This window comes from Nonomuraea sp. NPDC049624, from assembly GCF_040675255.1.
GTDB lineage: Bacteria > Actinomycetota > Actinomycetes > Streptosporangiales > Streptosporangiaceae > Nonomuraea.
The window spans coordinates 667,707-689,597 of sequence record NZ_JBFAOR010000002.1 but is presented as its reverse complement, the minus strand read 5'-3'; the positions used below and the strand labels follow the sequence as shown (position 1 = coordinate 689,597).

The window sequence follows — 21,891 nt, the reverse complement described above, 5'->3', positions numbered from 1 at the left end:
ATGAGCAATGGCGATCGGATTGAGCGAGGAGCACGAGGCGCTCCGCGACTCGGTGAGCGGCTGGGCCGAGCGGAACATCCCCTCGGAGCTGCTGCGATCCGGGTCGGACGAACGTCCGCCCTTCTGGCCGGGCCTGGCCGAGCAGGGGCTGCTCGGCCTGCACCTGCCCGAGGAGTCCGGCGGGTCGGGCTACGGGCTGCTGGAGGCGGCCGTCGCCGTCGAGGCGCTGGCCGAGAAGCTCGCCCCCGGCCCGTACGTGCCGACCGTGCTGGCCAGCGCGGTCATCCACGCCTCCAAGCGGCACGACCTGCTCGAAGCCCTCGCCGACGGCACGCTGACGGGCGCCGTCGCGCTGTCCGGCTCGCTCACCGGCTCCCGTGCCGACGACGGCTCGCTGGTCGTGTCCGGCACGGCCGACCCGGTGCTGGCCGGCTCGCTGGCCGACGTGCTGGTGCTGCCGGTGACCACGTCCGAGGGCGAGGAGTGGATCGCCGTCGACGCCTCGGCCGTCACCGTCACGCCGGTCCGGTCGCTCGACCTGACCCGGCCGGTGGCCAAGGTGGAGCTGTCGGAGGCACGCGTGCCCGCCGAGCGCGTGCTCGACGGCGTGGAGAGCCCCGACGTGCTCAACCTGGCCGCGATCCTGCTCGGCGCCGAGGCCGCCGGGCTGGCGTCCTGGTGCGTCACGGCCGCCGCCGCCTACGCCAAGGTACGCGAGCAGTTCGGCCGTCCGATCGGCCAGTTCCAGGGCATCAAGCACAAGATCTCCCGGATGCTCGTCGCGCTTGAGCAGGCCCGCGCCACCGTCTGGGACGCCACCAGGGCCGAGGGCCGTGAGCTGGAGTACGCCGCCGCCGTCGCCGGGGTGATGGCCCCCGACGCGGCCGTCCAGTGCGCCAAGGACGCGATCCAGACGTTCGGCGGCATCGGCTACACCTTCGAGCACGACGTGCACCTGTACTACCGGCGCGCCCTCACCCTGCGCGCCCTGCTCGGCTCGTCGGCCGAGTGGGCCGCCTCGGTGACCGCGCTGGCCCTGCAGGGCGTCGGCCGCGAGATGGAGATCGACCTGCCCGAGGGCGCCGAGGAGCTGCGCGAGGGCATTCGGGCGGAGATCGCCGAGATCGCCCGTCTTGAGGGCCAGGAGCAGAAGCGGGCGCTGGCCGACCGCGGGTTCGTCATGCCCCACCTGCCCAGGCCGTGGGGCCGCGCGGCCAAGCCGCTGGAGCAGGTGCTCATCGCCCAGGAGCTCAAGGCCGCCAAGGTCAGGCTGCCCGCGATGATCATCGGGGCCTGGGTGGTGCCGTCCATCGCCGTGTACGGCACGCCCGAGCAGCAGGAACGTTTCCTGCCCAAGACGCTCAGCGGCGAGATGATCTGGTGCCAGCTCTTCTCCGAGCCGGGCGCCGGGTCCGACCTGGCCTCGCTGCAGATGAAGGCGGAGAAGGTCGAGGGCGGCTGGCGGCTCAACGGCCAGAAGATCTGGACGTCGGTCGCGCACGTGGCCGAATGGGGCATCTGCATCGCCCGCAACTCCTCCGAGGGCACCAAGCACGAGGGCATCACGTACTTCCTGGTGGACATGAAGGCGCCCGGCGTCACGGTCCGGCCGCTCACCGAGATGACCGGCGAGAACCTGTTCAACGAGGTCTTCCTCGACGACGTCTTCGTCCCGGACGACCTGGTCGTGGGCGAGGTCGGCGACGGCTGGAAGGTGGCCCGCAACACGCTGTCCAACGAGCGCGTCTCGCTGTCGTCCGGATCGGGCGGCACCGGCGCGTCCGTGCCCGACCTGCTGGGGCTGATCGGGCGGCTCGGGCGCGAGCTCACGCCGGCCGAGGAGCAGGAGGTGGCCCGGGTCGTGTGCGAGGGGCACTCGATCAACGCGCTGTCGCTGCGGGTCACGCTCAAGCAGCTTGCCGGGAACGAGCCGGGCGCCGACGCGTCCGTACGGAAGCTGCTGTCCACCTCGCACGCCCAGCACGTCTCCGAGACGGCTGTCGGCCTGCTCGGCGCGCAGGCCGTGGTGGCGGCCGACATGAAGCTCGGCGACGCCGGCTACTGGAACCGGGCGGTGCTCGCGACCAGGGCCATGACCATCTACGGCGGCACCACCGAGGTGCAGCTCAACATCATCGGCGAGCGCATGCTCGGCCTGCCCCGGGACCCCGAGCCCGGCAAATAACACATGTGAGGCGTCGGCGGCTAATCTCCCTTGTGCCCGGATCGCCGGTCCTGGCACGAGGGAGAGGCGGTGTCACGGTGCGCGAAGGCCGTGCGGGCCGCTGGGGGCCGGCGGCGCTGGGGCTCGGGCTGGCGGTGCTGGCGCTCGGCCCGGCGCTGGGCTGGGGGCTGGTGCTCCGGTACGACCTGCTCTTCGTGCCCGATCCGCCCCTGTGGCCCGACCGCGGCGGCTTCCCCCGGGCGGTGCCCAGCGACCTGGTCGTGGCGCTGCTGTCCAGGGCGTTGCCCGTGGAGATCGTGCAGAAGGCGGCCCTGGTCGCCGTGTTCGTGCTGGCCGCGACCGGGGCGGCGGCGCTGGTGCCGCCGGAGCGCAGGCTCGCCCGGCTCGTGGCCGCCGCGTTCTACGCCTGGAACATCTACCTCGCCCAGCGGCTCATGCTCGGCCAGTGGGCCCTGCTCCTGGGCGTGGCCGGGCTGCCGTGGGCGATCCGCGCGCTCACGCGGGAGATCCCCGGAGGGGTCGCCCGGTCCGGGCGGCTGGCGGTGGCGTTGCTGCCCGCGGCGGTGGGCGGGTTCCAGGCGATGCTGGTGTCCTGGCTCACCCTGATGCCGATCGCCGTCGCCCGGCGCAGGGCGCCGGTCGCCGCCGGGGTGCTGGTCGCCTACAGCCTGCCGTGGGCGGTGCCCGCGCTCGGCTCGGGCGCGGTGACCGACCCGGCGGGCGTGGACGCGTTCGCGGCCCGCGCCGACGGGCCCTTCGGCGTGCTGGGCAGCCTGCTCTCGCTCGGCGGCATCTGGAACGCCGAGGCCGGGCTGCCGGGCCAGGAGGCGTGGTGGACGGCGACCGCCCGGCTCCTCCTGGTCCTCGCCGGCCTGTACGGCTACGCCCGCCTGCGCGCGGCCCCCGAGCGGCCCGCCTGGTGGGGCGGCCTGGCGGTGGCGGCGGCCGCCGGGTTCTGCGTCGCCGGGCTGGGCGCGTTCCAGCCGGGGCGCGAGGCGCTCAAGTGGCTCGTCGCCCTGTGGCCGGGGTTCGGGCCGCTGCGCGACGGCCAGGTGTACCTGGCTCCGCTGGCCCTGCTGACGGCCGTCGGCCTGGCCTCGGTCCTGCGGTCGGGCGCGCTCGCGCTGGTCGGGGTGCTGGCCCCGGTGCTGGCCCTGCCGACGTTCGCGCTGGGCGCGTTCGGCCGGCTGGCGGCGGTGACGTACCCGGCGGAATGGACGGCGGTCCAGCGGATCGTGGACGGCGACCCCGCGCCGGGCCCGCTGGTGTCGCTGCCGTGGGGCGCCCACCGGGCCTTCGCCTGGAACGGCGGCCGGGTCGTGCTCGACCCGGCGACCAAGCTGTTCCGGCGCCGGGTGCTCTGGGACGACACGTTGCTCGTCGGCCTGCCCGGCGGCGGACGGCTGCGGGTGCGCGGCGAGGACCCGCTGAACCGCCTCACCGGCGACCTGCTGGCCGCCGGCGCCTACGGCGAGCTGCCCGCCCGGTATCTCCTCATGGCCGCGGGCGAGAACGGGTTCCCGTCGGCGCCGCCCGGCTGGAGAACGGTCTTCGACGGCGAAGAGCTGCGCTTGCTGCGGCGTTGACCGGCTGTTTCATGATGTACCGGAGAGTAACTTGCTTTATCACGGTTTGACCAATGTTATGGATTCAAGACGAAACACGTTCTAGTCTCGGCACACCGCGTCACCGGAAGGAAGGGAGAGCTTCGTGTTGCGACTTCTCGTGGCCCTGGCGATAGGAGCCCTGCTGGCGGTCGGAGCCTCCGTCGCGGTGGTCAACGTGGCCTCACCGTCGCTCACCCCGCCCAACCAGCCGCTCTACAACTACGGCACCAGGTGATCCATCCCGCTTGACGCGGGGCCATACACAGCGAGCACGGAGTGTGGCTCCGCCATGCCCGCATGCCCGCCGACGAGGAGTGATGGTGGTCTTTACCGGTGAGCGCAAGGCGGACACGGCACGGCTGATCGAGCCGCGGACCAGCGACGCGACGGCGGAGGAGCGGCCACTCGCGGGCGTCCGCGTGGCGATGCTCAACTTCCGCGAACCCTGCCAGTCCACGGCCGGCGGCGCCGAGGAGTACGCCTGGCAGGTCAGCCGGTTCCTGCTGACGCAGGGGGCCTCGGTCGTGTTCGTCACCGGCCGCCAGCGCGGGCAGCGCCGCGCCGAGGTGCTCGACGGCGTCGACCTGCGCAGGATGGGCAACCCGTACCTCGTCTACCTGCTGGTGCCGCTCTGGCTGCTGATCCACCGGCGGCGCGTGGACGTCGTCATCGACACCATGAACGGCATCCCGTTCTTCTCCCCGCTCGTCGTCCGCCGCCGCACGCCCGTGATCAGCCTCGTGCATCACGTCCACGACCGGCAGTTCCACGCCTTCCTGCCCGCCTGGCTGGCCCGCATCGGGTGCTTCGTGGAGGGCGAGGTGGCCCGGCTGGTCTACCGGCGCTGCCTGACGGTCACCGTCTCGGAGTCGTCGAGGCGCGACCTGGCCACGAAGCTGCGATGGCTCGCGCCGGTCACCGTCGTGCCCAACGGCTGCGCCGAGCCCGCGCGCAGCGAGCCGCCGGCCGCCGCGGGCGAGCCCGCCCTCGTGTACGCCGGCCGCCTGATCGGCCACAAGCGCATCGAGCGCGTCGTGGACCTGGCCGCCGAGCTCGGCGACGCCTGGCCGGGCCTGCGGGTGCACGTCGTGGGCCGCGGCCCCGAGCACGACGCCCTGGCCGCCCGGATCTCCGCCCGGGGCCTGGACGGCCGGGTCGAGCTGCACGGCTTCCTGCCCGAGCCGCGCAAGAACGCCCTGCTGGCCGCCGCCCGGCTGAACGTGACGGCCTCGGAGTTCGAGGGCTGGGGCCTGACCGTGATCGAGGCCGCCGCGCTCGGCGTGCCGACCGTGGCCTACGACGTGGCCGGGCTGCGCGACTCCGTGCGGGACGGCGTCACCGGCTGGCTCGTACGGGACGGTGAGAGCCTGGCCGAGGTGACCGGCCGCGCGCTGAAGGAGCTGGCCGACCCGCGGCGGCGGGCGGAGGTGGCCGCGGCCTGCCGCGCCTGGGCCGGGGAATTTACGTGGGCCCGAACTGGGGCTAACATGACCGGACTTATCCTGGCGAAACTCCAAGATTGCGGCGGAGCCCCTCAGTGACCCAAGCCTCGCCTGGACCCCCGGGGGAACGCGGGGACTCCACCGTCGAGAGCTACGAGGCCCGGATCAGGCACAGGCTGCGGCTGCTCGCGTCCTGTCTGCTGCTCGGCGCCATCGCGTTCAACACCTCGACCGAGAAGATCATCCCCGAGACGAAGCTCGACATGGCGGTCAACCCGCTGGGCTTCCTCGGCCGGGCGCTGCACCTGTGGGACGGCGCCTACTTCGGTCACCTGCAGAACCAGGCGTACGGCTACCTGTTCCCGATGGGCCCGTTCTACGCGATCTTCCTCAAGCTGGGCATGGAGTCGTGGGCCGTCCAGCGGCTGTGGATGTCGCTCGTGCTGTGCGTCGCCTTCCTCGGCGTGGTCCAGCTCGCCCGCGCGTTCGGCGTCGGCGGCCCGCACACCCGCGTCCTGGCCGGCTTCGTGTACGCGCTCGCGCCGCACGCCCAGGCGCTGATCGGCATCAACTCCTCGGAGTTCCTGCCCAGCGCCGTGCTGCCGTGGATCCTGCTCCCGCTGGTCAAGGGGGCCAAGGGCGAGCTGACGCCGCGCCGGTCGGCCGCGCTGTCGGCGTTCGCCTTCCTGTTCTGCGGCGGCGTCAACGCGGTGGCCGAGGCGGCCGTGCTCGTGGTGCCGACGGCGTACCTGCTGACCAGGCGCGGCGGGCCGGTCAAGCGCCGCCTGATCGCCTGGTGGCTGCCGCTGGTGCTGCTGGCCTCGCTGTGGTGGGCCGTCCCGCTGCTCACCCTCGGCGGCTACATCTTCTCCTTCCTGCCCTACATCGAGACCGCCACCGCGACGACCGGCGTGACGTCGCTGGTCAACGCGCTGCGCGGCACGTCGAGCTGGCTCAGCTTCCTGACCGTGGACGGCCAGACCTGGCTGCCCGACGCCCACCAGCAGTCCACCGTCCCGTGGCTGATCGTGGTCACCGCCGCCGTGGCCGCGCTCGGCCTGGCGGGGCTCACCCTGCGCCGGCTGCCCGAGCGGCCGTTCCTGCTGATCAGCCTGCTGTGCGGGGTCGCGATCATCACCACCGGCCATCCCGGCACGCCCCACGAGCAGTTCATGGTCGGGCTGCTCGACGGCCCGCTCGCCGCCTTCCGCAACCTGCACAAGTTCGACGCGCTGATCCGGCTGCCCGTCGCGCTCGGCCTGGCCGGGCTGCTCTCACTGGCCCGGCCGCGCCTGCGCACGCCCCTGACCGTGCTGGCCGCCGGCCTCGTGACCCTGTCGGGCCTGCCCATCCTGTACGCCGGCCTCGCCCCCGCCGGCGGCTTCACCGCCATCCCCGACTACTGGCGGCAGGCCATCACCTGGCTCAACCGCAACGCCGGCGACGGCATGGTGCTGGCCGTGCCGGGCGCCAAACGCGGCGAGTACCTGTGGGGCCGCCCCCTCGACGAGCCGCTGCAGGCGCTCTCGCAGGCCCGCTGGGCCACGCACACGATCGTGCCGTGGGGCTCGGCCGGCATCTCGCGGCTCATGGCCGCCGTGGACGACCGCCTGGCCACCGGCAAGGGCTCGCCGGGGCTGGCCGCCACGCTGCGCCGGATGGGGGTGTCGTACCTGGTCGTCCGGAACGACCTGGACCGGGCGACGATCGGCACGGCCTGGCCGGTCCGGGTGCACCAGGCGCTGGAGGACTCGCCCGGCGTCTCGCTCGTGGCCCGGATGGGGCCGGGCGTCGGCATCGCCCAGTACGGCCGGGCCGCCGCCTGGCTGGACCAGCCCTACCCGGCCGTCGAGATCTACCGCGTGGCCGGCGCCGCGCCGCTGGTCGGCACCGTGGACGCCACCCGCCCGCTGCGCGTCGGCGGCGCGCCGGAGTCCGTGCTCTCCCTGGCCGAGCAGGGCCTCCTGGACGACGACCGGCCCGTCCTGCTGAACGACGACGCGGGCGTGGTCAAGGTGCCCGCGCACGACACGATCCTGACCGACACGCTGCGCCGCAGGGAGGTCGCCTTCGCCGACCTGCGCCGCAACGCCAGCGCCACGCTCACCGCGGACGAGCCCCTGCGCGGCAGCTCGCCCTCCAACGACCTGCTCGACCCCGGCTGGGCGCGGTACGTCTCCACGGCCGGCCTCACCGGCGTCGCGGGCGTCACCGCCTCCAGCTCCGAGGCCGACGTCGGCGCCGCGGCGAACAGCCGCGAGCCCGGCCACCAGCCCTTCGCCGCCCTGGACGGCGACCGGCGCACGAGCTGGCGCTCCACCGGCTGGAACGGCGCCGTCGGCGAGTGGCTGGAGGTGACCTTCGCCGAGCCGCTGACGATCCCCACGATCCAGGTGGCGTTCGAGAACTCGCCGATCGGGCCGCCGCCCAGCGAGGTCGTCGTGGAGACCGGCGCCGGCGCGCTGCGTCAGAAGGTGCGCGCGACCGCCGACCCGCAGGAGCTGGCCGTGCCGAAGGGCCCGGTCGAGCGGCTGCGGGTGAAGGTCGTCGCCACCGCGTACGAGCCGGCGAACCGCCTCGGCGGCCGGGTCGGCATCACCGAGCTGGACATCCCCGGCGTCCGGCCAGGACGCTCGATCGTCGTGCCCGACCCGCGCGAGGACACCGGCGAGCCGGCCACGATCTCGGTCGCCAGGACCGGCGACGTGCCCGGCTGCGTCCGGGGCTCGGCCGCCTGGAGCTGCGCCAAGGGCCACGAGGTGCTGGGCGACGACGGCAACGGCTTCGACCGCTCCTTCGTCACCGGCAAGGACGGCGCGTACGGCATCTCGGGCCGCGCCACGGTCACCGACCGCGCGACGATCGAACGCCTCAGCACGCTGCCCGGCGACTCCCTGAGCGTGCGCGCCTCCTCCACCGCGGTGGACAGCGGCGCGGCGGGCGGCCGCTGGGCCTTCGACGGCGACCCGAGGACGGCCTGGTTCGCCGACCCGCTCGACCCCAAACCCACGCTGAACGTCGAGCTGGCCCGCGAGACGAAGCTGTCGCAGATCCGCGTCATCACGCCCGACTCCTACCTCGGCGCCCCTCCCGTCCGGGTGACGATCCGCGCCGAGGGCGGCGTCCGGCAGAGCTGGGTCGGCACAGACGGGCTCGTCCGCTTCCCGGAGATGAAGGCCAGGAAGGTGGCGCTGGAGTTCGGGGCGTCCGGCGGCCGGCCGATCGAGATCAGCGACGTGGCCTTCCCCGGCGTGCGGCCGCTCGGCGCGCTGACCGGCTTCAAGCTCACGCTGCCGTGCGGCTTCGGGCCGACGCTCACCATCGACGGCAACGAGGTGCACACCGCCGTCACCGGCGGCACCCTGCACGACGTGGTCACCGGCCGGCCGGTGACCTTCGAGACCTGCGAGCGGCTGCAGCTCGTGGCCGGTCCGACCCGGCTGTCGGTGCGGCCGGGGGAGTCGTACCGGGTCGAGTCGGCGGTCGTGCGGCACGAGCCGGGCAGCCCCGCGGCCGGGCCCACCGTCATGCGGCGCACGCCGGTCACCACGTGGGCGGCCGGCGAGCGGGTCGTCGAGGTGAACGTCCAGGACGACGCCTACCTGGTGGTCAACGAGAACTTCAACGCCGGCTGGAAGGCCACGCTGGGGGCCGCGGCGCTCAAGCCGGTCCGGCTCGACGGCTGGCGGCAGGCCTGGTTCCTGCCCGCGTTCACGGCCGGGACGGTGACGCTCACCTACGAGCCGGACGAGCCGTACCGGGCCGGGCTGGCCGCGGGCGGGGCGCTGGCGCTGCTCGTCGCCGGGCTGGCCCTGGTGGGCAGGGGCCGGCCGGGACGCCATCTGGCGCCCGTCCTGGCCGCCCGGCCACGGGTCCGGCACGTCGCGGTGTTCGCCGTGGCGCTGGGCTACTGGGTCGGCGGGCCGGCGGGGGCGGGCGTGGCCGGGGTGGCGTTCGTGCTGGGCGCCTGGTCGCGTCCGCTGCGGGAGGCCGAGCATCTGCGCGGGCGGCGGCGCTGGACCCTGCTGCTCGGGCCGCCCGGCGGGCTGGCGCTCTACCTGGCCGCCACGGTCGCGGTGGCGTTCGGCGCGGGCGGCCTGTGGGCGCAGCTGCTCTGCCTGCCGCTGCTCGGGCAGCTCCTCGTCGAGGTGGCGGCCAGGCGCGCGCCGGCCCGGCAGACCACCGTACCGATCACCGTCGCCGCCGGCGGCCCGACCATGACGAGTGTTCCGTGACCGACACGATCAAGCCACGTCCGGGGACGGTGATCACGGTGCCCGGCCCGGTGGCGCGTGCCGCCCGCTGGGTCCGCCGCCACGGCGTCCTGCTGGCCGGGCTCCTGCTCGTCGCCGCCGCGGTGGCGGGCAAGGCGGCCGTCGTCCAGGAGGCGTACTTCAAGGAGGACGACTACGAGTTCGTGGCCAGGGCGATGGAGAGCGACCTGTCCTTCGACTACCTGACCCGGATCCACTTCGGCCAGTTCATGCCGGGCGGCTTCCTGGTGGCCTGGCTGGTCTCCCGGCTGCACCCGTTCGACTGGGGGTGGGCGGCCGGCACGGTGCTGGCGCTGCACGCCCTGGCCGCGCTGGGCGTGCTGCGCATGCTGCGGGTGATGTTCGGCAGGCGGCCGGCGACGCTCGTGCCGCTGCTGGTCTTCCTGCTCGCGCCGGTCACCGTGCCCGCCCTGGCCTGGTGGGCGGCCGGGCTCAACACCGTGTTCCTCCAGGTCGCGCTGCCCATGGCGGTCGCCTCGCACTGGCACCACCTGCGGACGGGCCGGCTGCGGCACGCCGTGGCCGCGGCGCTGTGGGTGCTGGTCGGGCTGCTGGGCTTCGTCAAGGGGTTCGCGCTGCCGCTGCTGCTGTTCGCCCTCACCGCGATCTACCACGGCGGCCTGCGCGCCGCGCTGCGCCGATACCTGGCCGCCTGGGCCATGTACGCCACCGTGCTGGTGGCCTTCGGCGCGCTCTACGTCCAGCGGTCCTTGTCGGCGCCGAACACCGGGGCGCTGCCGATCTTCGACCAGGCCCTGGGCTTCCTGTGGGAGCTGCTGGGCAAGACGTTCGCCACCACCGTGCTCGGCGGGCCGTGGCGGTGGTTCGCGGGCGGCGACTGGGGGGTGGCCTCGCCGCCGCTGCCGCTGGTGATCGCCTCCCTGGTCGTCCTGGCCGCGCTGGTGGCGGTCACCAGCCGGTACCGCAGGCGGGCCGTCCTGGCCTGGGCCACGCTGCTGGGCTACCTGCTCGTCGCGGACGCGCTGCCGGTGTTGTGGGGACGCGTGCACCTGCTCGGCTCGTTCGTCGGCACCGACACCCGGTACGTCGCCGACGCCGTCCCGCTGCTCGCGCTGGTCGTGGGCCTGGTGCTGCTGCCGCTGCGCGGCGAGGCGGAGCCGTACCGCAGGGCGCTGCCGGCGCGGGAGCGGGTGACCGGGGCGGCCGGTGCGACGCTCGGACTGTTCGCGGGCGCGTCGCTGGTCACGGTGACGCTGTTCGCCGGGTACCTGGGGGCCGAGCGGCGGCACGACTACATCGAGACCGCCCGCGCCGAGCTGGCCAGGGCGGCCCCCGACAGCGTGATCTACGACCGGCTGGTGCCGACGGAGGTGCTGCCGAACTCGTACCGGACCTACAGCCTGACCTCGCGGGTGCTGGGCGCGCTGGCCACGCCCGCGCTCAGGGCCAGGATGCAGGCGCCGCCCGCCGCGCTCGACGGCCTGGTCTTCGACGACCAGGGCCGGCTGCGGCCGGTGGACGTGCAGGGCATCCCGCTCGTGCCCACCACCCGCGACCGGTGCTGGCCGGTGACCGGCGGGACCGTCCAGGTGCCGCTGGACAACCGCGTCACCCGCGTCGAGGGCACCCTGGTCAGGCTGGGGTACGCGGCCCGGTCCGACACGACGGTCACCCTGTGGATGGGCGACCGGGCCACCGACATGAAGCTGCGCGCCGGCTTCGGCCGGGTGTTCGTGCTGGCCGTGCCGGACGCGGACCGGATCGTCGTGCACGACGTGCCGCCCGGCCTGTGCCTGGGCGACGTGACGCCGGGACAGGCGGTGCCCCGGCCGTGACCGCACCGAGCCGAAGGAGTCTCGCGCTGGTGCTGGCCGCCGTGGGGGCCTTCCTGCTGACGCTCATCCCGCTGAGCCGCCTGTACGTCTACGACCGGGTGCTCAAGGCCCCCCTGGAACAGCAGAGCATGACCAGGGCGACCGCCGAGTCGGCCACGTACGTGGACCCGGCGACCATGCGGCAGACGACCGGCGACCTGGTCCAGACCCGGTGGCTGATCGGCGACGTGCTGGCCGGCGACGACGACCGCGCGGTGTGGGGCGAGTCGGTCTCCCTGGCCACTCGCGACGGCCACCGCCTGGACTACCACGAGCGCCGCCTGGCCTTCGACCGGCGTACCGGCGAGATCGTGAACTGCTGCGGCGAGTACCTGGACGAGGACGTCTCCGTCCGGCAGACCGGGCAGGCCTTCCGCTGGCCGTTCAATGCCGAGCGCCGCGACTACCCGCTGTTCGACCTGCGCCTGCGCCGCCCGGTCACGGCCGTCTTCGACGGGGTCGAGCGGGTGCGCGGCGTCGAGACCTACCGCTACGTCCAGCGCACGCCGCGCCAGCTGGTGCCCGGCGAGACGCCGCCGCTGCCGGGCCGCCTGCTCGGCCTGCCCGGCAAGGGCGACGTCGGCCTCGGCCGCTACGCCGAGATCCGGCGCACGTACTGGGTCGAACCGGTCAGCGGCCTGCCCGTCAGGACGCTGGAGGAGGTGACCGAGACGCTGGTCACCGCGGACGGCCGGGGCCGCCTGACCGCACTCGACGCCGACTTCCGCACCGCCGAGCCGGACGTCGCCGCGGCCCTGGCGACGGCGGCCGCCTACAAGCGCTGGATCCTGCTGCTCGGCACGGTGGCGCCGATCGGCGGCGGCCTGCTCGGCGCGGGCTGCGTGGCGGCCGCCCTGTGGTTGTCGCGGCGGCGCTCACCTGCGGCGCAGGACGAGGAGCAGGTTCCAGGTGACCAGCTCGCGGATGCCAGGTAGGTGGACGACGTGCCTGGCCCAGCGTGGATGGTAGCGGGGGATCGCGTCGAGGACCTCCACGTCGCGCCTCCTGCGCGCCCAGGCCAGCGGCTTGGCCACGCCGATGGCGTACATGCTCTCGCCGAAGACGTTCTTGGGCGGCTTGCCGTGGGTGCGGGCGTAGCGGCGGGCGGCGTAGTGGCCGCCGAGGTAGTGCCAGGGGGAGGTCTCGTGGCCGCCCCAGGGCGAGAACCAGATCGTGTACGACAGGTAGACCACGCCGCCCGGCCGGGTCACCCGGACCATCTCGTCGGCCATCCGCAGCGGGTCGGGCACGTGCTCCAGCACGTTGGAGGAGAAGCACACGTCCACCGAGCCGGTGGCCAGCGGCAGGTCGAGCGCGCTGCCGAGCACGGCGTCGCGGGGCGGCACGCCGTCGCGCAGGCGCATCTCACCGGCGTCGCAGTCGACGCACAGCGGCCGCGCGCCGACCGCGCGCAGGGCGTCGGCGAAGTAGCCGGGGCCGCCGCCGATGTCGGCCACGGTCGCGCCGGCCAGGTCGGTGTAGGTGGCGAGCTGGGCCACCGTGTCCCTGGCCAGGGTGCCGTAGAAGAAGTCGGGGTCGCTCTGCTCCAGACGGAAGGCGCGCAGCAACCGGACGGATCTGCCGAGATCCGCTCGGAACGGTTCGGTGTCCACGGCGCGGAGCTTACTGCAGTGGAGGGATACGTCCATGGCTGAAGACGTCAAGCGAGCCGAGCCCTTCCAGATCACCATCCCGGCGGTGCGCACCGGGCCGGTCATCGGCGTGGGCCTGCTGATCGTGCTGATCTCGCTGGTGTTCCGGGCGAGCCTGCTCAGCAAGGCCTACTTCGTCGAGGACGACTTCCTCTTCGTGGCCGGGGCCGGCGACAGCGGGCCGACCTGGGAGTACCTGATGAGGGTGCACAAGGGGCACCTCATGCCGGGCGCGCTCGGCCTGGTGTGGCTGCTCACGTCGCTCGCGCCGTACAGTTGGGCGCTGGTGTCGTTCGTGACCGTGGCGATCCAGGGGGCCGCCTCGGTCATGTTCCTGGTGCTGCTGCGGCGGCTGTTCGGCGACCGGGCGGCGGTGCTCGCCGCGCTGACCGTCTACGCGTTCGCGCCGCTCACCGTGCCCGCCATGAGCTGGTGGTCGGCGGCGCTCAACGCCGTGCCGCTGCAGCTCGCGCTGATCGCGGCGCTGGCCGCGCACGTCAGGTACGTACGCGAGGGCCAGGGCCGCTGGCGGGCCCTGGCCTGGACCGCCGTCGGGATGGCCTTCTCCACCAAGGGGGTGTTCATCCCGTTCGTGGTGCTCGGCGTCAGCAGTGCCTACCTCGGCCGGGGCCTGTGGGCCCGCGCCCTGCTCGCCGAGCTGCGCAGGCCGGTCTGGTGGGCGCACGGCCTGCTGCTGGCCGGGTACGCGCTGCTCTACTGGCTGCGCCGCGACACCGCCGGGGCCGACGCGCTGACCGGCCCGAAGGCCGAGGTGGTCCCGGGGCTGCTGCGCAGGCTGCTGGGCGAGACCTTCCCGACGGGGGCCGTCGGCGGCCCGCTGCGCTGGGGCGGCGTCACCTCGACCGGCGGGCTGGCCGACCCGGCCCCGGTGACCGTGGCCGTGGCGTGGGCGGTGCTCGCCGCGCTGGTCGTGGTCACCTGCGTGTACCGCAGGCGGGCCTGGCGGGCGTGGGCGATCCTGGCGGTCTACGTGGTGGTCGCCGACGCGGTGCCCACCGTGATCGCGCGGGCCACCGCCTGGGACCTGATCGGGGCCGAGACCCGGTACGTCGCCGACGCCGCCGTGCTCTTCGCCCTCTGCCTGGCGCTGGCCGTCATGCCGGTGGAGGACGAGCCCGACGTCCTGCGCCGGCCGGTGCCGGCGAGCATGCCGGCCGTCGGCGGCGTGCTGACCGCCGTCTTCCTCGTCGTGTCGCTGATCTCGATCAACACCTTCGGCGACACGCTCACCGGCGACCGGGTCAGGACGTACCTGGAGAACGCGAAGGCCTCGCTGGCCGCGGCGGCGGGGGAGGCCGACATCTACGCCCGTCCGGTGCCGCCGGAGATCGTCCTGCCGTGGAACGGGGAGCGCCGGATGACCTCGTACGTGCTGGCGCCGCTGGCCGACGACGCGACCAGGGAGCGCATGCGCGACCCGCGGCCCTCGTCGGAGCCGTACGTGCTGGACGACACGGGCAAGCTCGTCCTGGTGGGGCGGGTGGTGCCGTTCTTCGACGCGGTCAAGGGGCGCAAGTGCTTCCCGGCGGGCAAGGAGTTCCCCGTCGAGTCCTTCGGCGGGCCCGGCGTGGTGGTGGCCATGTCGTACGTCAGCCCGCGGCCCGTGCAGGTCGTGGTGGAGGTCGGCGAGGCCCAGCGGGCGGCCACGCTGCCCGCGACCGGCGCCATGGGCGCGCTGTTCTACGTGCCGCACGACGGGCCGGGCAAGGGCATGCGGATCACCGCGGCCGGGGCGCAGGGTCAGGCGTTCTGCCTCAGGGCGGTGGCCTTCGGCGAGCCGGGCCCGGCGGCGCGCTGAGGCACCAGGCGGATCAGCCGCCTGGCGGGCTCCTCCACGTAGCGGTGGGTGAGCCCGGCCATGGTGACCGTGATGGCGGTGACGGCGACCAGGTTGACCAGGAGGTTGCCGGTCCACGGCCGCTGGCCGGTGAAGTCGTACCAGAGGTAGAGGATGACGAACTGCCACAGGAAGACGCCGTAGGAGATCTGGCCCAGGTAGCTCATCACCCGGCCGCCGAGCAGCTCGTGCACCCGGGTGGGCCGTCCGGCCGCCAGCGCGGCGGGGGCGACCAGGCAGAAGGCGACGAGCGTGTAGAGGCCCTGCTCGGTGAACGCGGTCCAGATGCTGCCCAGACCGACCGCGCGCGGCCCGGTGAGCGGCGTGGCGGCGATGAGGTAGGCCAGGCCCGCGATGACCCACAACGTGCCCCACGAGGAGGCCAGCGCGGCGCTCAGCCGCCGGGCGCGGCCGTCCTCGGCCCTGGCCCAGACGGTCAGCACGGCCAGCGCCATGCCGGGCACGAAGAACGTCCAGGAGCGCGGCAGCCACACGTTCATCCAGGGCCGGTAGTCGGGGAAGTACTCGAAGACCGTGTACACGTAGGACAGCGCGCCGAAGACGGCCAGGCCGATGAGCAGCCGCCGTCCCCTGGTCCGCAGGTCGGGGTCGCCGCGCAGGGCGAACCTGCGCAGCACCGCCGCCATCAGCGGGAGCGTGAGGTAGAAGGTGAGCTCGACCGCGAGGCTCCACATCTGGCCGAGCCCCTTGGGGCCGAGGCCGTACCACCAGGGGGTGATGTCGTAGGTGTGCACGAGGAACAACATCTGCGCCCACGTCCAGGGGTCCGCGCGGTGCGCGTCGCCCCACAGCAGCAGCGCCACGGCGACCACCAGCCAGTACGCCGGCATGATCCGGAAGAAGCGTTTCCACAGGTAGCGGCGGGTGTCCGGGGCCCGGTCGCCGAGCAGGACCTGGGCCGCCCACGGCCGGTACAGCAGCAGGCCGGAGAGCGTGAAGAAGATCGGCACGCCGATCTCGCCCCTGGACAGCACGCCGCCCAGGAACCCCGGGTCCAGCGCCGTCCCCGCCTCCATGGACACGTGGAACAGCAGGACGGCGAAGGCGGCCACGGCGCGCACGCCGTCGAGCGAGGTCTGGTGTCCTGAGACCACCGGCACCCCGCCCGAAGTAGAACCTGTTTCGGTCACGTTTCCGCATCCCTGGTGACGTCGGTCACTCGTCGCAATAACATACCGGCGAGTAGGTAGTTCGTTTCAGTACTTAACCACCCAAACAGGCGTCAGTGCACCTGCGCACATGGAGGGTCCATGAACCGGGTCGTCGTTGGCAGCGTCCTCATCGCCGTCGGGGCATTCCTCATCGTTCTGGCTCCCCTGGTGCGCCTCCAGGTCGCGCCCGCCTTCATGGCCGCCAAGGGCGACCAGTACAGCATCAGCAAACTGCACGCGACGGGCGCCCAGTACTTCAGCATCCCGGACGGCAAGGTGCTCACCGCCGACCTCGACATCATCGTGACCACCCGCGGCGATGTTAAGGAAGCCAACGACGACCGCGTCGTCTGGGACGAGTTCACCGCCGTCAACGACGTCACCAACAGCAAGCCGGGCATCAACTTCAGCGAGCGGCGCAGCGCCTTCGACAAGCGCTCCGGCGTCGGCCTCAACTGCTGCGGCGCCAGCATCGACAAGGCCCCGGTGCAGCTCCAGGGCCAGATCTACAAGTTCCCGTTCGACGTGGAGAAGAAGACCTACCAGGTCTTCAACGCCAGCGCGGGCAAGGCGTTCGACGCCAGGTTCGTCGGCGAGGAGCAGGTCAACGGGCTGCCCACGTACAAGTTCGAGCAGACCGTCCCCGAGACCAGGACGCAGACGCTGAACGCGCCCGCCGCCTGGTTCGGCATGGGCACCTCGGGCGACGTTCAGTTGAACCGGTTCTACTCCGGCACCGTCACCTACTGGATCGAGCCCACCACCGGCGCGCCCGTCAAGCAGGAGCAGGTGCGCAACGAGGTGCTCAAGAGCCAGGACGGCATCGAGCGCTCCAAGGCGTTCGTGGCCACCGCCAAGATGACCGACGACACGGTCAAGGGCCTGGTGGACAGCGCCGCCGAGGGCAAGAGTCAGATCAACCTGATCAGGACCACGCTGCCGATCGTGCTCGGCGTGGTCGGGGTCGTCCTGCTCCTGGGCGGCCTGCTGCTCGCCCTGCGCGGCCGCCGGTCCGCATGAGCCAGGGCGTGGTCGCCCGGCCCTGGTCGCCCGCGCCCGCGCTGGCGCTGGTCAGGGCGGCCCGGCCGCGTCAGTGGCTGAAGAACCTGCTCGTCCTGGCCGCCCCCATGGCGGCCGGGGTGCTCGGTCAGCCGGGCCGCCTGCTCGCGGCGCTGCTCGTCCTGGCCGCCTTCTGCCTGGCCGCCAGCGGCTCCTACCTGCTGAACGACGCCTCCGACGTGGAGGCCGACCGGCTGCACCCGCGCAAGCGCCGCCGGGCCGTCGCCTCCGGCGCGGTGTCGGTGCGCACGGCCCGGGTGGCGGGCGTCGTCCTGCTGGTTTCCGGGCCCGCGGTCGCCGCGCTCGCCGGCGGCTGGCAGGCGCCCGCGGTCGTCGCCGGGTACGTCGCCCTGACCCTGGCCTACACGACCTGGCTCAAGCACCAGGAGGTCGTGGACCTCATCGCGGTCGCCGGCTGCCACGTGATCAGGGCCTACGCCGGGGCCGTCGCCGTCGGGGTGCCGGTGACCGGCTGGTTCCTCGTGGTCGTCTCGCTGGCCGCGCTGCAGCTCGTGGCCGGCAAGCGCGAGGCCGAGCTGCGGTCGCGGGGCGTGTCGGGGACGCGGGCCACGCTGGCCGCCTACCCGGCCGCGTACCTCACGCACGTGCGGATCATGGCGTCCGGGGCGATGATCGTCACGTACTGCCTGTGGGCGCTGAACGCGCACGAGAACGTGTTCTACGGGCTGAGCATCGTCCCGTTCCTGCTCCTCGTGCTCCGGCACAACCTGCTGGTCGAGCGGGGCGGCGGCGAGGAGCCCGAGGAGCTGGTGATCCGCGACCGGCCCACCCTCGTCTTCGCCGCCGCGCTGGTCGTCCTGGTGGGGCTCGGGATCTACGCGTGAGCACGTTCCTCACCGGCTGGGGCCGCACCTCGCCCACCCCCGCCGTGCTGCGCCGCCCCCGTTCCCTGGACGAGCTGCGCGACCTGGTCGCGGCCGCGCCGGCCCGCGGTGTCGTCGCCCGCGGGCTCGGCCGCTCGTACGGCGACGCCGCCCAGAACGCCGGCGGCCTCGTCCTCGACTGCACCGGCCTGGACGCCTGGAGCCTCGACGAGCGCACCGGCGAAGTGACCGCGGCGGGCGGGGTCAGCCTGCACGAGGTGATGACGGCGCTGGTGCCCCGCGGCTGGTTCGTGCCCGTGAGCCCCGGGACCAGGCACGTCACGGTCGGCGGGGCCGTCGCGGCCGACGTGCACGGCAAGAACCACCACCGCGACTCCTCCTTCGGCGCGCACGTGCGCTCCCTCACCCTGGTGACCGCCGACGGCGCCGCCAGGGTGCTGCGCCCCGGCGACCCGCTCTTCCGGGCGACCGTCGGCGGCATGGGCCTGACCGGGGTGGTGGCCGAGGCGACGTTCGGCTGCGTGCCGGTCGAGTCGTCCCTGATGCGGGTGGACGTACGGCGCACCGCCGACCTGGACGAGACGCTCGACGTCATGGCCCGCACCGACGACCGCTACCGCTACACGGTGGCCTGGATCGACCTGCTCGCCCGCGGCCGCCGGATGGGCCGCAGCGTCCTGACCAGGGGCGACCACGCGCCCCGCGACGCGGAGAAGCCGCCGCCGGTCTTCGCGCCGCGCGCCCGGCTGCACGCGCCGCCGTGGGTGCCGGACGGGCTGCTCAACGGGCTCAGCGTGCGCGCCTTCAACGAGCTCTGGTACCGCAGGGCGCCGCGGAGCGCGACGGTCACGCAGGGCATCGCGCCGTTCTTCCACCCGCTCGACTTCGTCGAGGGCTGGAACCGCATGTACGGCTCGCGCGGCTTCGTGCAGTACCAGTTCGTGGTGCCGTTCGGCGCGGAGGAGACGTTGCGCGACGTCGTCGGGTCGTTGTCGGCCCACGGGACGGTGTCGTTCCTGACGGTGCTCAAGCGGTTCGGTCCCGGTTCGGGCGGGTTCCTGTCCTTCCCCGTGCCCGGCTGGACCCTGGCCCTGGACATCCCGGCCGGTCAGCGCGGCCTGAGCGGGCTCCTGCGCGGCTTCGACGAGCGCGTCGCGCAGGCCGGGGGACGGGTGTACCTCGCCAAGGACGCCCGGCTGCGCGCCGACATGATGGCGGCGATGTACCCCGAACTGGAACGATGGCGGAGCATCAGGGACGAGGCCGACCCGGAGGGCCTGTTCCGCTCGGACCTGTCCAGGAGACTACGACTGTGACCACCACTTCTGACGCGAGCCGGGCGGCCGCCGCTCCGGGGCGGGGGGCGTCGTGAGGAACGCGCTCGGGGCCGTGGACAGCGTGCTGCTGCTGGGCGGGCGGAGCGAGATCGGCCTGGAGATCGTCCGGCTGCTGGTCGGGCTGGGCGCGAGCCGGGTCGTGCTGGCCGCCAGGGGCGAGCTCACGCCGCCGGCGGACCTCGCCGCCGAGGTGCACGTCCTGCCGTTCGACGCGCTGGACGTGGGGTCGCACGCCGCCGTCCTGGCCGGGGCCGTGGAGCTGGTGGGCGACCTCGACGTGGTGATCTCCGCGTTCGGCGTGCTCGGCAGCCAGGACGACTACGACGCCGACCCGGCCGCCGCCGCCGAGGCCGTCGCGGTCAACTACGGCGGCCACGTCTCGGTGGACCTGCACGCCGCCAGGGTCCTGCGCGAGCAGGGGCACGGCACCCTCGTGGTGCTCTCGTCGGTCGCAGGGGCCCGGGTGCGCAAGGCCAACTTCGTCTACGGCTCGGCCAAGGCCGGGCTCGACGGGTTCGCGCAGGGGCTCGGCGACGCGCTGCACGGCTCGGGCGCGCGCGTGCTGATCGTGCGTCCGGGCTTCGTGGTCGGGCGGATGACCAAGGGCCTGCCGCCGGCGCCGCTCTCCTCGACGCCCCGCCAGGTGGCCCTGGCCACCGTGCGCGCGCTGCGCGAGGGCGCGTCGTCCGTGTGGGTGCCGCGGGCCCTCGGCCCGGCGTTCGGCCTGCTGCGCCTGCTGCCGCGGCCGCTCTGGCGGCGGCTGCCGCGCTAGAACGCGTCCCAGGCCCGGAGGCCGACCGACGAAAGGTTCTAGAGTAGAACACGTTGCAGTTCGGCTGCGGCGCGGCTTATCGTCGGGCTATGCGGACACGGGTCACGGACATGTTCGGAATCGAGCTCCCGATCTTCGCCTTCAGCCACTGCAGGGACGTGGTCGCCGCGGTCAGCCGCGCGGGCGGCATGGGAGTGCTCGGCGCGCTCTACTTCACCCCGGAAGAGCTCGAGATGGAGCTCAAGTGGATCGACGACCACGTCGACGGCAGACCGTACGGCGTGGACGTGGTCATGCCCGCCTCCTACGAGGGCGCCGACTTCGCCCCCGAGGAGCTCGTCGGCCGCCTGCAGGCGATGATCCCCGAGGGGCACCGCGCGTTCGTCGAGAACCTGCTGGGCAGGCACGGCGTGCCGCCGCTGTCGTCCGACGCCGACCCCGGCCGGGTGCTGCTCGGCTGGACCGACGCCACCGCGCGTCCCCAGGTCGAGGTCGCGCTCCGCCATCCCATCGCCCTGCTGGCCAACGCCCTCGGGCCGCCCCCGGCCGACGTCGTGGACCTCGCCCACCGGCACGGCGTCAAGGTCGCCGCCCTGGCCTCGACCCCGCGGCACGCGCTCAAGCAGGTCGAGGTCGGCGTGGACGTCGTCGTCGCCCAGGGCACCGAGGCCGGCGGCCACACCGGCGAGATCTCGACCATGGTGCTCATCCCGCAGGTGGTGGACGCCGTGGACGTCCCCGTCCTCGCGGCGGGCGGCATCGGGAACGGCCGGCAGATGGCGGCCGGCATGGCGCTGGGCGCGGAGGGCGTCTGGACCGGCTCCCTCTGGCTCACCGTCGAGGAGGCCGACACCCCCGAGATGGCGAAACGCCGCATCCTGGAGGCCACCTCGCGCGACACCGTGCGCTCCCGGAGCTGGACCGGCAAGCCCGCCCGCCTGCTCAGGAACGAGTGGACCGAGGCGTGGGAGTCGCAGGAGTCGCCGGGCACGCTGCCGATGCCGCTGCAGTTCATGCTCGTCTCGGACGCCCTGCGCCGGATCGGCCGCTCGGACGCCTCGGAGCTGGCCACGTTCCCCGCCGGGCAGGTCATCGGCCTCACCAACCAGGTGCGCTCGACGAAGGACGTGGTGTTCGGGCTCGTGGAGGAGTACGCGGAGGCCCTGGAACGCCTCGACCGCATCACCCGGGACTGACCGCCCGGCTGTCGCCGTGGGGACGCGCCGCTGCCCGGCGGCGTCCGCGAGCGCCTGGTGCGGACGGGCCTCGGCGGCCTGCGGGACTGACTCCCTTCCCGCAGGCCGCGGTTCCGGCGGCTCTCCCGGCAGCTCTCCGGCAGCTCTCCGTCAGCCGAACATGCCGGGCACGTAGTCGCCCGCGGGCTGCTGGACGATGACGTTCACCCGGTTGAAGGCGTTGATCAGGGCGATCAGGCACACCAGCGCCCCGAGCTGCTCCTCGTCGTAGTGCTTGGCGGCGTTCGCCCAGACCTCCTCCGGGACGCCGCCGGCGCCGTCGGCGATGCGGGTGCCCTGCTCGGCCAGCTCCAGCGCGGCCCGCTCGGCCTCGGTGAACACCTTGGCCTCGCGCCAGGCGGCGACCAGGTTGAGCCGGATCGAGGTCTCGCCGGCGTGCGCGGCGTCCTTGGTGTGCATGTCGGTGCAGAAGCCGCAGCCGTTGATCTGGCTGGCCCGGATCTTCACGAGCTCCTGCGTGGCGTGGGGCAGGCCCGAGTCCATGATGACCTTGTTGGTGCTGATGAGGTGCTTCATAGCCTTGGTCGCGACCTGGTTCTCGAAGACGTTCAGACGGGCTTCCATGACGCGCTCCTTGTCGTCGTCGACTGCTTCCAC

Annotated in this window: 16 protein-coding genes; 13 read left to right on the top strand and 3 right to left on the bottom strand. The window is 73.6% G+C overall.

The genetic code is table 11. The annotated features are described in order from the left end of the window. Nucleotides 1-7 precede the first annotated feature (7 nt). From AB0J76_RS09435 to AB0J76_RS09405, 7 genes are all read left to right on the top strand, one after another. Complete coding sequence (locus tag AB0J76_RS09435) at nucleotides 8-2,185, top strand: acyl-CoA dehydrogenase (RefSeq protein ID WP_352321737.1); 2,178 nt, start codon at nucleotides 8-10, stop codon at nucleotides 2,183-2,185. Between the two features lie 77 nt (nucleotides 2,186-2,262). Continuing rightward, nucleotides 2,263-3,771 carry a hypothetical protein gene (locus tag AB0J76_RS09430; protein WP_352321738.1) on the top strand — a complete coding sequence of 503 codons (1,509 nt, stop codon included), beginning with the start codon at nucleotides 2,263-2,265 and terminating at the stop codon, nucleotides 3,769-3,771. Nucleotides 3,772-3,895: 124 nt separating this feature from the next. Beyond that, the gene (locus tag AB0J76_RS09425) at nucleotides 3,896-4,027 is read left to right on the top strand and encodes a hypothetical protein (protein WP_260477562.1); all 132 of its coding nucleotides are present in this window, start codon (nucleotides 3,896-3,898) and stop codon (nucleotides 4,025-4,027) included. An 82-nt stretch (nucleotides 4,028-4,109) separates the two neighbouring features. Beyond that, complete coding sequence (locus AB0J76_RS09420; protein WP_352321740.1) at nucleotides 4,110-5,333, top strand: glycosyltransferase family 4 protein; 1,224 nt, start codon at nucleotides 4,110-4,112, stop codon at nucleotides 5,331-5,333. Further along, a complete protein-coding gene (locus AB0J76_RS09415; protein ID WP_364389216.1) occupies nucleotides 5,330-9,469 on the top strand; it encodes an alpha-(1->3)-arabinofuranosyltransferase family protein in 4,140 nt (1,379 codons plus the stop codon). Before AB0J76_RS09420 ends, AB0J76_RS09415 begins: the two co-directional genes overlap by 4 nt. After that, on the top strand, nucleotides 9,466-11,304 hold the full coding sequence (locus AB0J76_RS09410) for a hypothetical protein (RefSeq protein WP_352323106.1): 1,839 nt from the start codon (nucleotides 9,466-9,468) through the stop codon (nucleotides 11,302-11,304). The genes AB0J76_RS09415 and AB0J76_RS09410 overlap by 4 nt, the downstream gene beginning before the upstream one ends. Further along, nucleotides 11,301-12,278: a DUF3068 domain-containing protein gene (locus AB0J76_RS09405; protein WP_352323105.1), complete on the top strand. Its 978-nt coding sequence runs from the start codon at nucleotides 11,301-11,303 to the stop codon at nucleotides 12,276-12,278. Before AB0J76_RS09410 ends, AB0J76_RS09405 begins: the two co-directional genes overlap by 4 nt. Here the strand turns inward: AB0J76_RS09405 and AB0J76_RS09400 are convergent. After that, nucleotides 12,219-12,992, bottom strand: coding sequence for a methyltransferase domain-containing protein (locus AB0J76_RS09400; RefSeq protein WP_352323104.1), 774 nt, complete (start codon nucleotides 12,990-12,992; stop codon nucleotides 12,219-12,221). The genes AB0J76_RS09405 and AB0J76_RS09400 overlap by 60 nt on opposite strands. Between AB0J76_RS09400 and AB0J76_RS09395 the strand changes: the two genes are divergently transcribed. After that, nucleotides 12,991-14,814 carry a hypothetical protein gene (locus AB0J76_RS09395; protein WP_352323103.1) on the top strand — a complete coding sequence of 608 codons (1,824 nt, stop codon included), beginning with the start codon at nucleotides 12,991-12,993 and terminating at the stop codon, nucleotides 14,812-14,814. The two genes, AB0J76_RS09400 and AB0J76_RS09395, sit on opposite strands and share 2 nt — an antisense overlap. On the opposite strand, the gene AB0J76_RS09390 is transcribed toward AB0J76_RS09395, so the two are convergent. Then, nucleotides 14,757-16,004, bottom strand: a complete 1,248-nt coding sequence (locus AB0J76_RS09390; protein WP_352323102.1) for an acyltransferase — start codon at nucleotides 16,002-16,004, stop codon at nucleotides 14,757-14,759. The genes AB0J76_RS09395 and AB0J76_RS09390 overlap by 58 nt on opposite strands. A 120-nt stretch (nucleotides 16,005-16,124) precedes the next feature. Here AB0J76_RS09390 and AB0J76_RS09385 point away from each other — a divergent pair, with 120 nt between their 5' ends. The 5 genes from AB0J76_RS09385 (at nucleotide 16,125) to AB0J76_RS09365 (ending at nucleotide 21,234) form a co-directional block, all read left to right on the top strand. Beyond that, a complete protein-coding gene (locus AB0J76_RS09385; protein WP_352323101.1) occupies nucleotides 16,125-17,045 on the top strand; it encodes a DUF3068 domain-containing protein in 921 nt (306 codons plus the stop codon). Next, nucleotides 17,042-17,929 (top strand): decaprenyl-phosphate phosphoribosyltransferase, encoded by an 888-nt coding sequence (locus AB0J76_RS09380; protein ID WP_352323100.1) that lies wholly within the window; start codon nucleotides 17,042-17,044, stop codon nucleotides 17,927-17,929. Before AB0J76_RS09385 ends, AB0J76_RS09380 begins: the two co-directional genes overlap by 4 nt. Then, on the top strand, nucleotides 17,926-19,245 hold the full coding sequence (locus AB0J76_RS09375) for an FAD-binding oxidoreductase (RefSeq protein ID WP_352323099.1): 1,320 nt from the start codon (nucleotides 17,926-17,928) through the stop codon (nucleotides 19,243-19,245). The genes AB0J76_RS09380 and AB0J76_RS09375 overlap by 4 nt, the downstream gene beginning before the upstream one ends. A 52-nt stretch (nucleotides 19,246-19,297) precedes the next feature. Then, nucleotides 19,298-20,038 (top strand): SDR family NAD(P)-dependent oxidoreductase, encoded by a 741-nt coding sequence (locus AB0J76_RS09370; protein WP_352323098.1) that lies wholly within the window; start codon nucleotides 19,298-19,300, stop codon nucleotides 20,036-20,038. A gap of 89 nt (nucleotides 20,039-20,127) precedes the next feature. After that, the gene (locus tag AB0J76_RS09365; RefSeq protein WP_352323097.1) at nucleotides 20,128-21,234 is read left to right on the top strand and encodes a nitronate monooxygenase family protein; all 1,107 of its coding nucleotides are present in this window, start codon (nucleotides 20,128-20,130) and stop codon (nucleotides 21,232-21,234) included. A gap of 150 nt (nucleotides 21,235-21,384) precedes the next feature. Here AB0J76_RS09365 and AB0J76_RS09360 read toward each other — a convergent pair whose 3' ends face one another. Then, entirely contained in the window at nucleotides 21,385-21,858 is a 474-nt protein-coding gene (locus AB0J76_RS09360; RefSeq protein ID WP_352323096.1) for a carboxymuconolactone decarboxylase family protein, read from the bottom strand. Nucleotides 21,859-21,891 lie beyond the last annotated feature (33 nt).

Excerpts from the sequence above, each read along its gene's own strand:
- AB0J76_RS09360 (WP_352323096.1), bottom strand. The coding sequence starts at position 21,858 with ATGGAAGCCCGTCTGAACGTCTTCGAGAACCAGGTCGCGACCAAGGCT.
- AB0J76_RS09380 (WP_352323100.1), top strand. The coding sequence starts at position 17,042 with ATGAGCCAGGGCGTGGTCGCCCGGCCCTGGTCGCCCGCGCCCGCGCTG.
- AB0J76_RS09385 (WP_352323101.1), top strand. The coding sequence starts at position 16,125 with ATGAACCGGGTCGTCGTTGGCAGCGTCCTCATCGCCGTCGGGGCATTC.
- AB0J76_RS09420 (WP_352321740.1), top strand. The coding sequence starts at position 4,110 with ATGGTGGTCTTTACCGGTGAGCGCAAGGCGGACACGGCACGGCTGATC.
- AB0J76_RS09395 (WP_352323103.1), top strand. The coding sequence starts at position 12,991 with ATGGCTGAAGACGTCAAGCGAGCCGAGCCCTTCCAGATCACCATCCCG.
- AB0J76_RS09435 (WP_352321737.1), top strand. The coding sequence starts at position 8 with ATGGCGATCGGATTGAGCGAGGAGCACGAGGCGCTCCGCGACTCGGTG.
- AB0J76_RS09400 (WP_352323104.1), bottom strand. The coding sequence starts at position 12,992 with ATGGACGTATCCCTCCACTGCAGTAAGCTCCGCGCCGTGGACACCGAA.
- AB0J76_RS09365 (WP_352323097.1), top strand. The coding sequence starts at position 20,128 with ATGCGGACACGGGTCACGGACATGTTCGGAATCGAGCTCCCGATCTTC.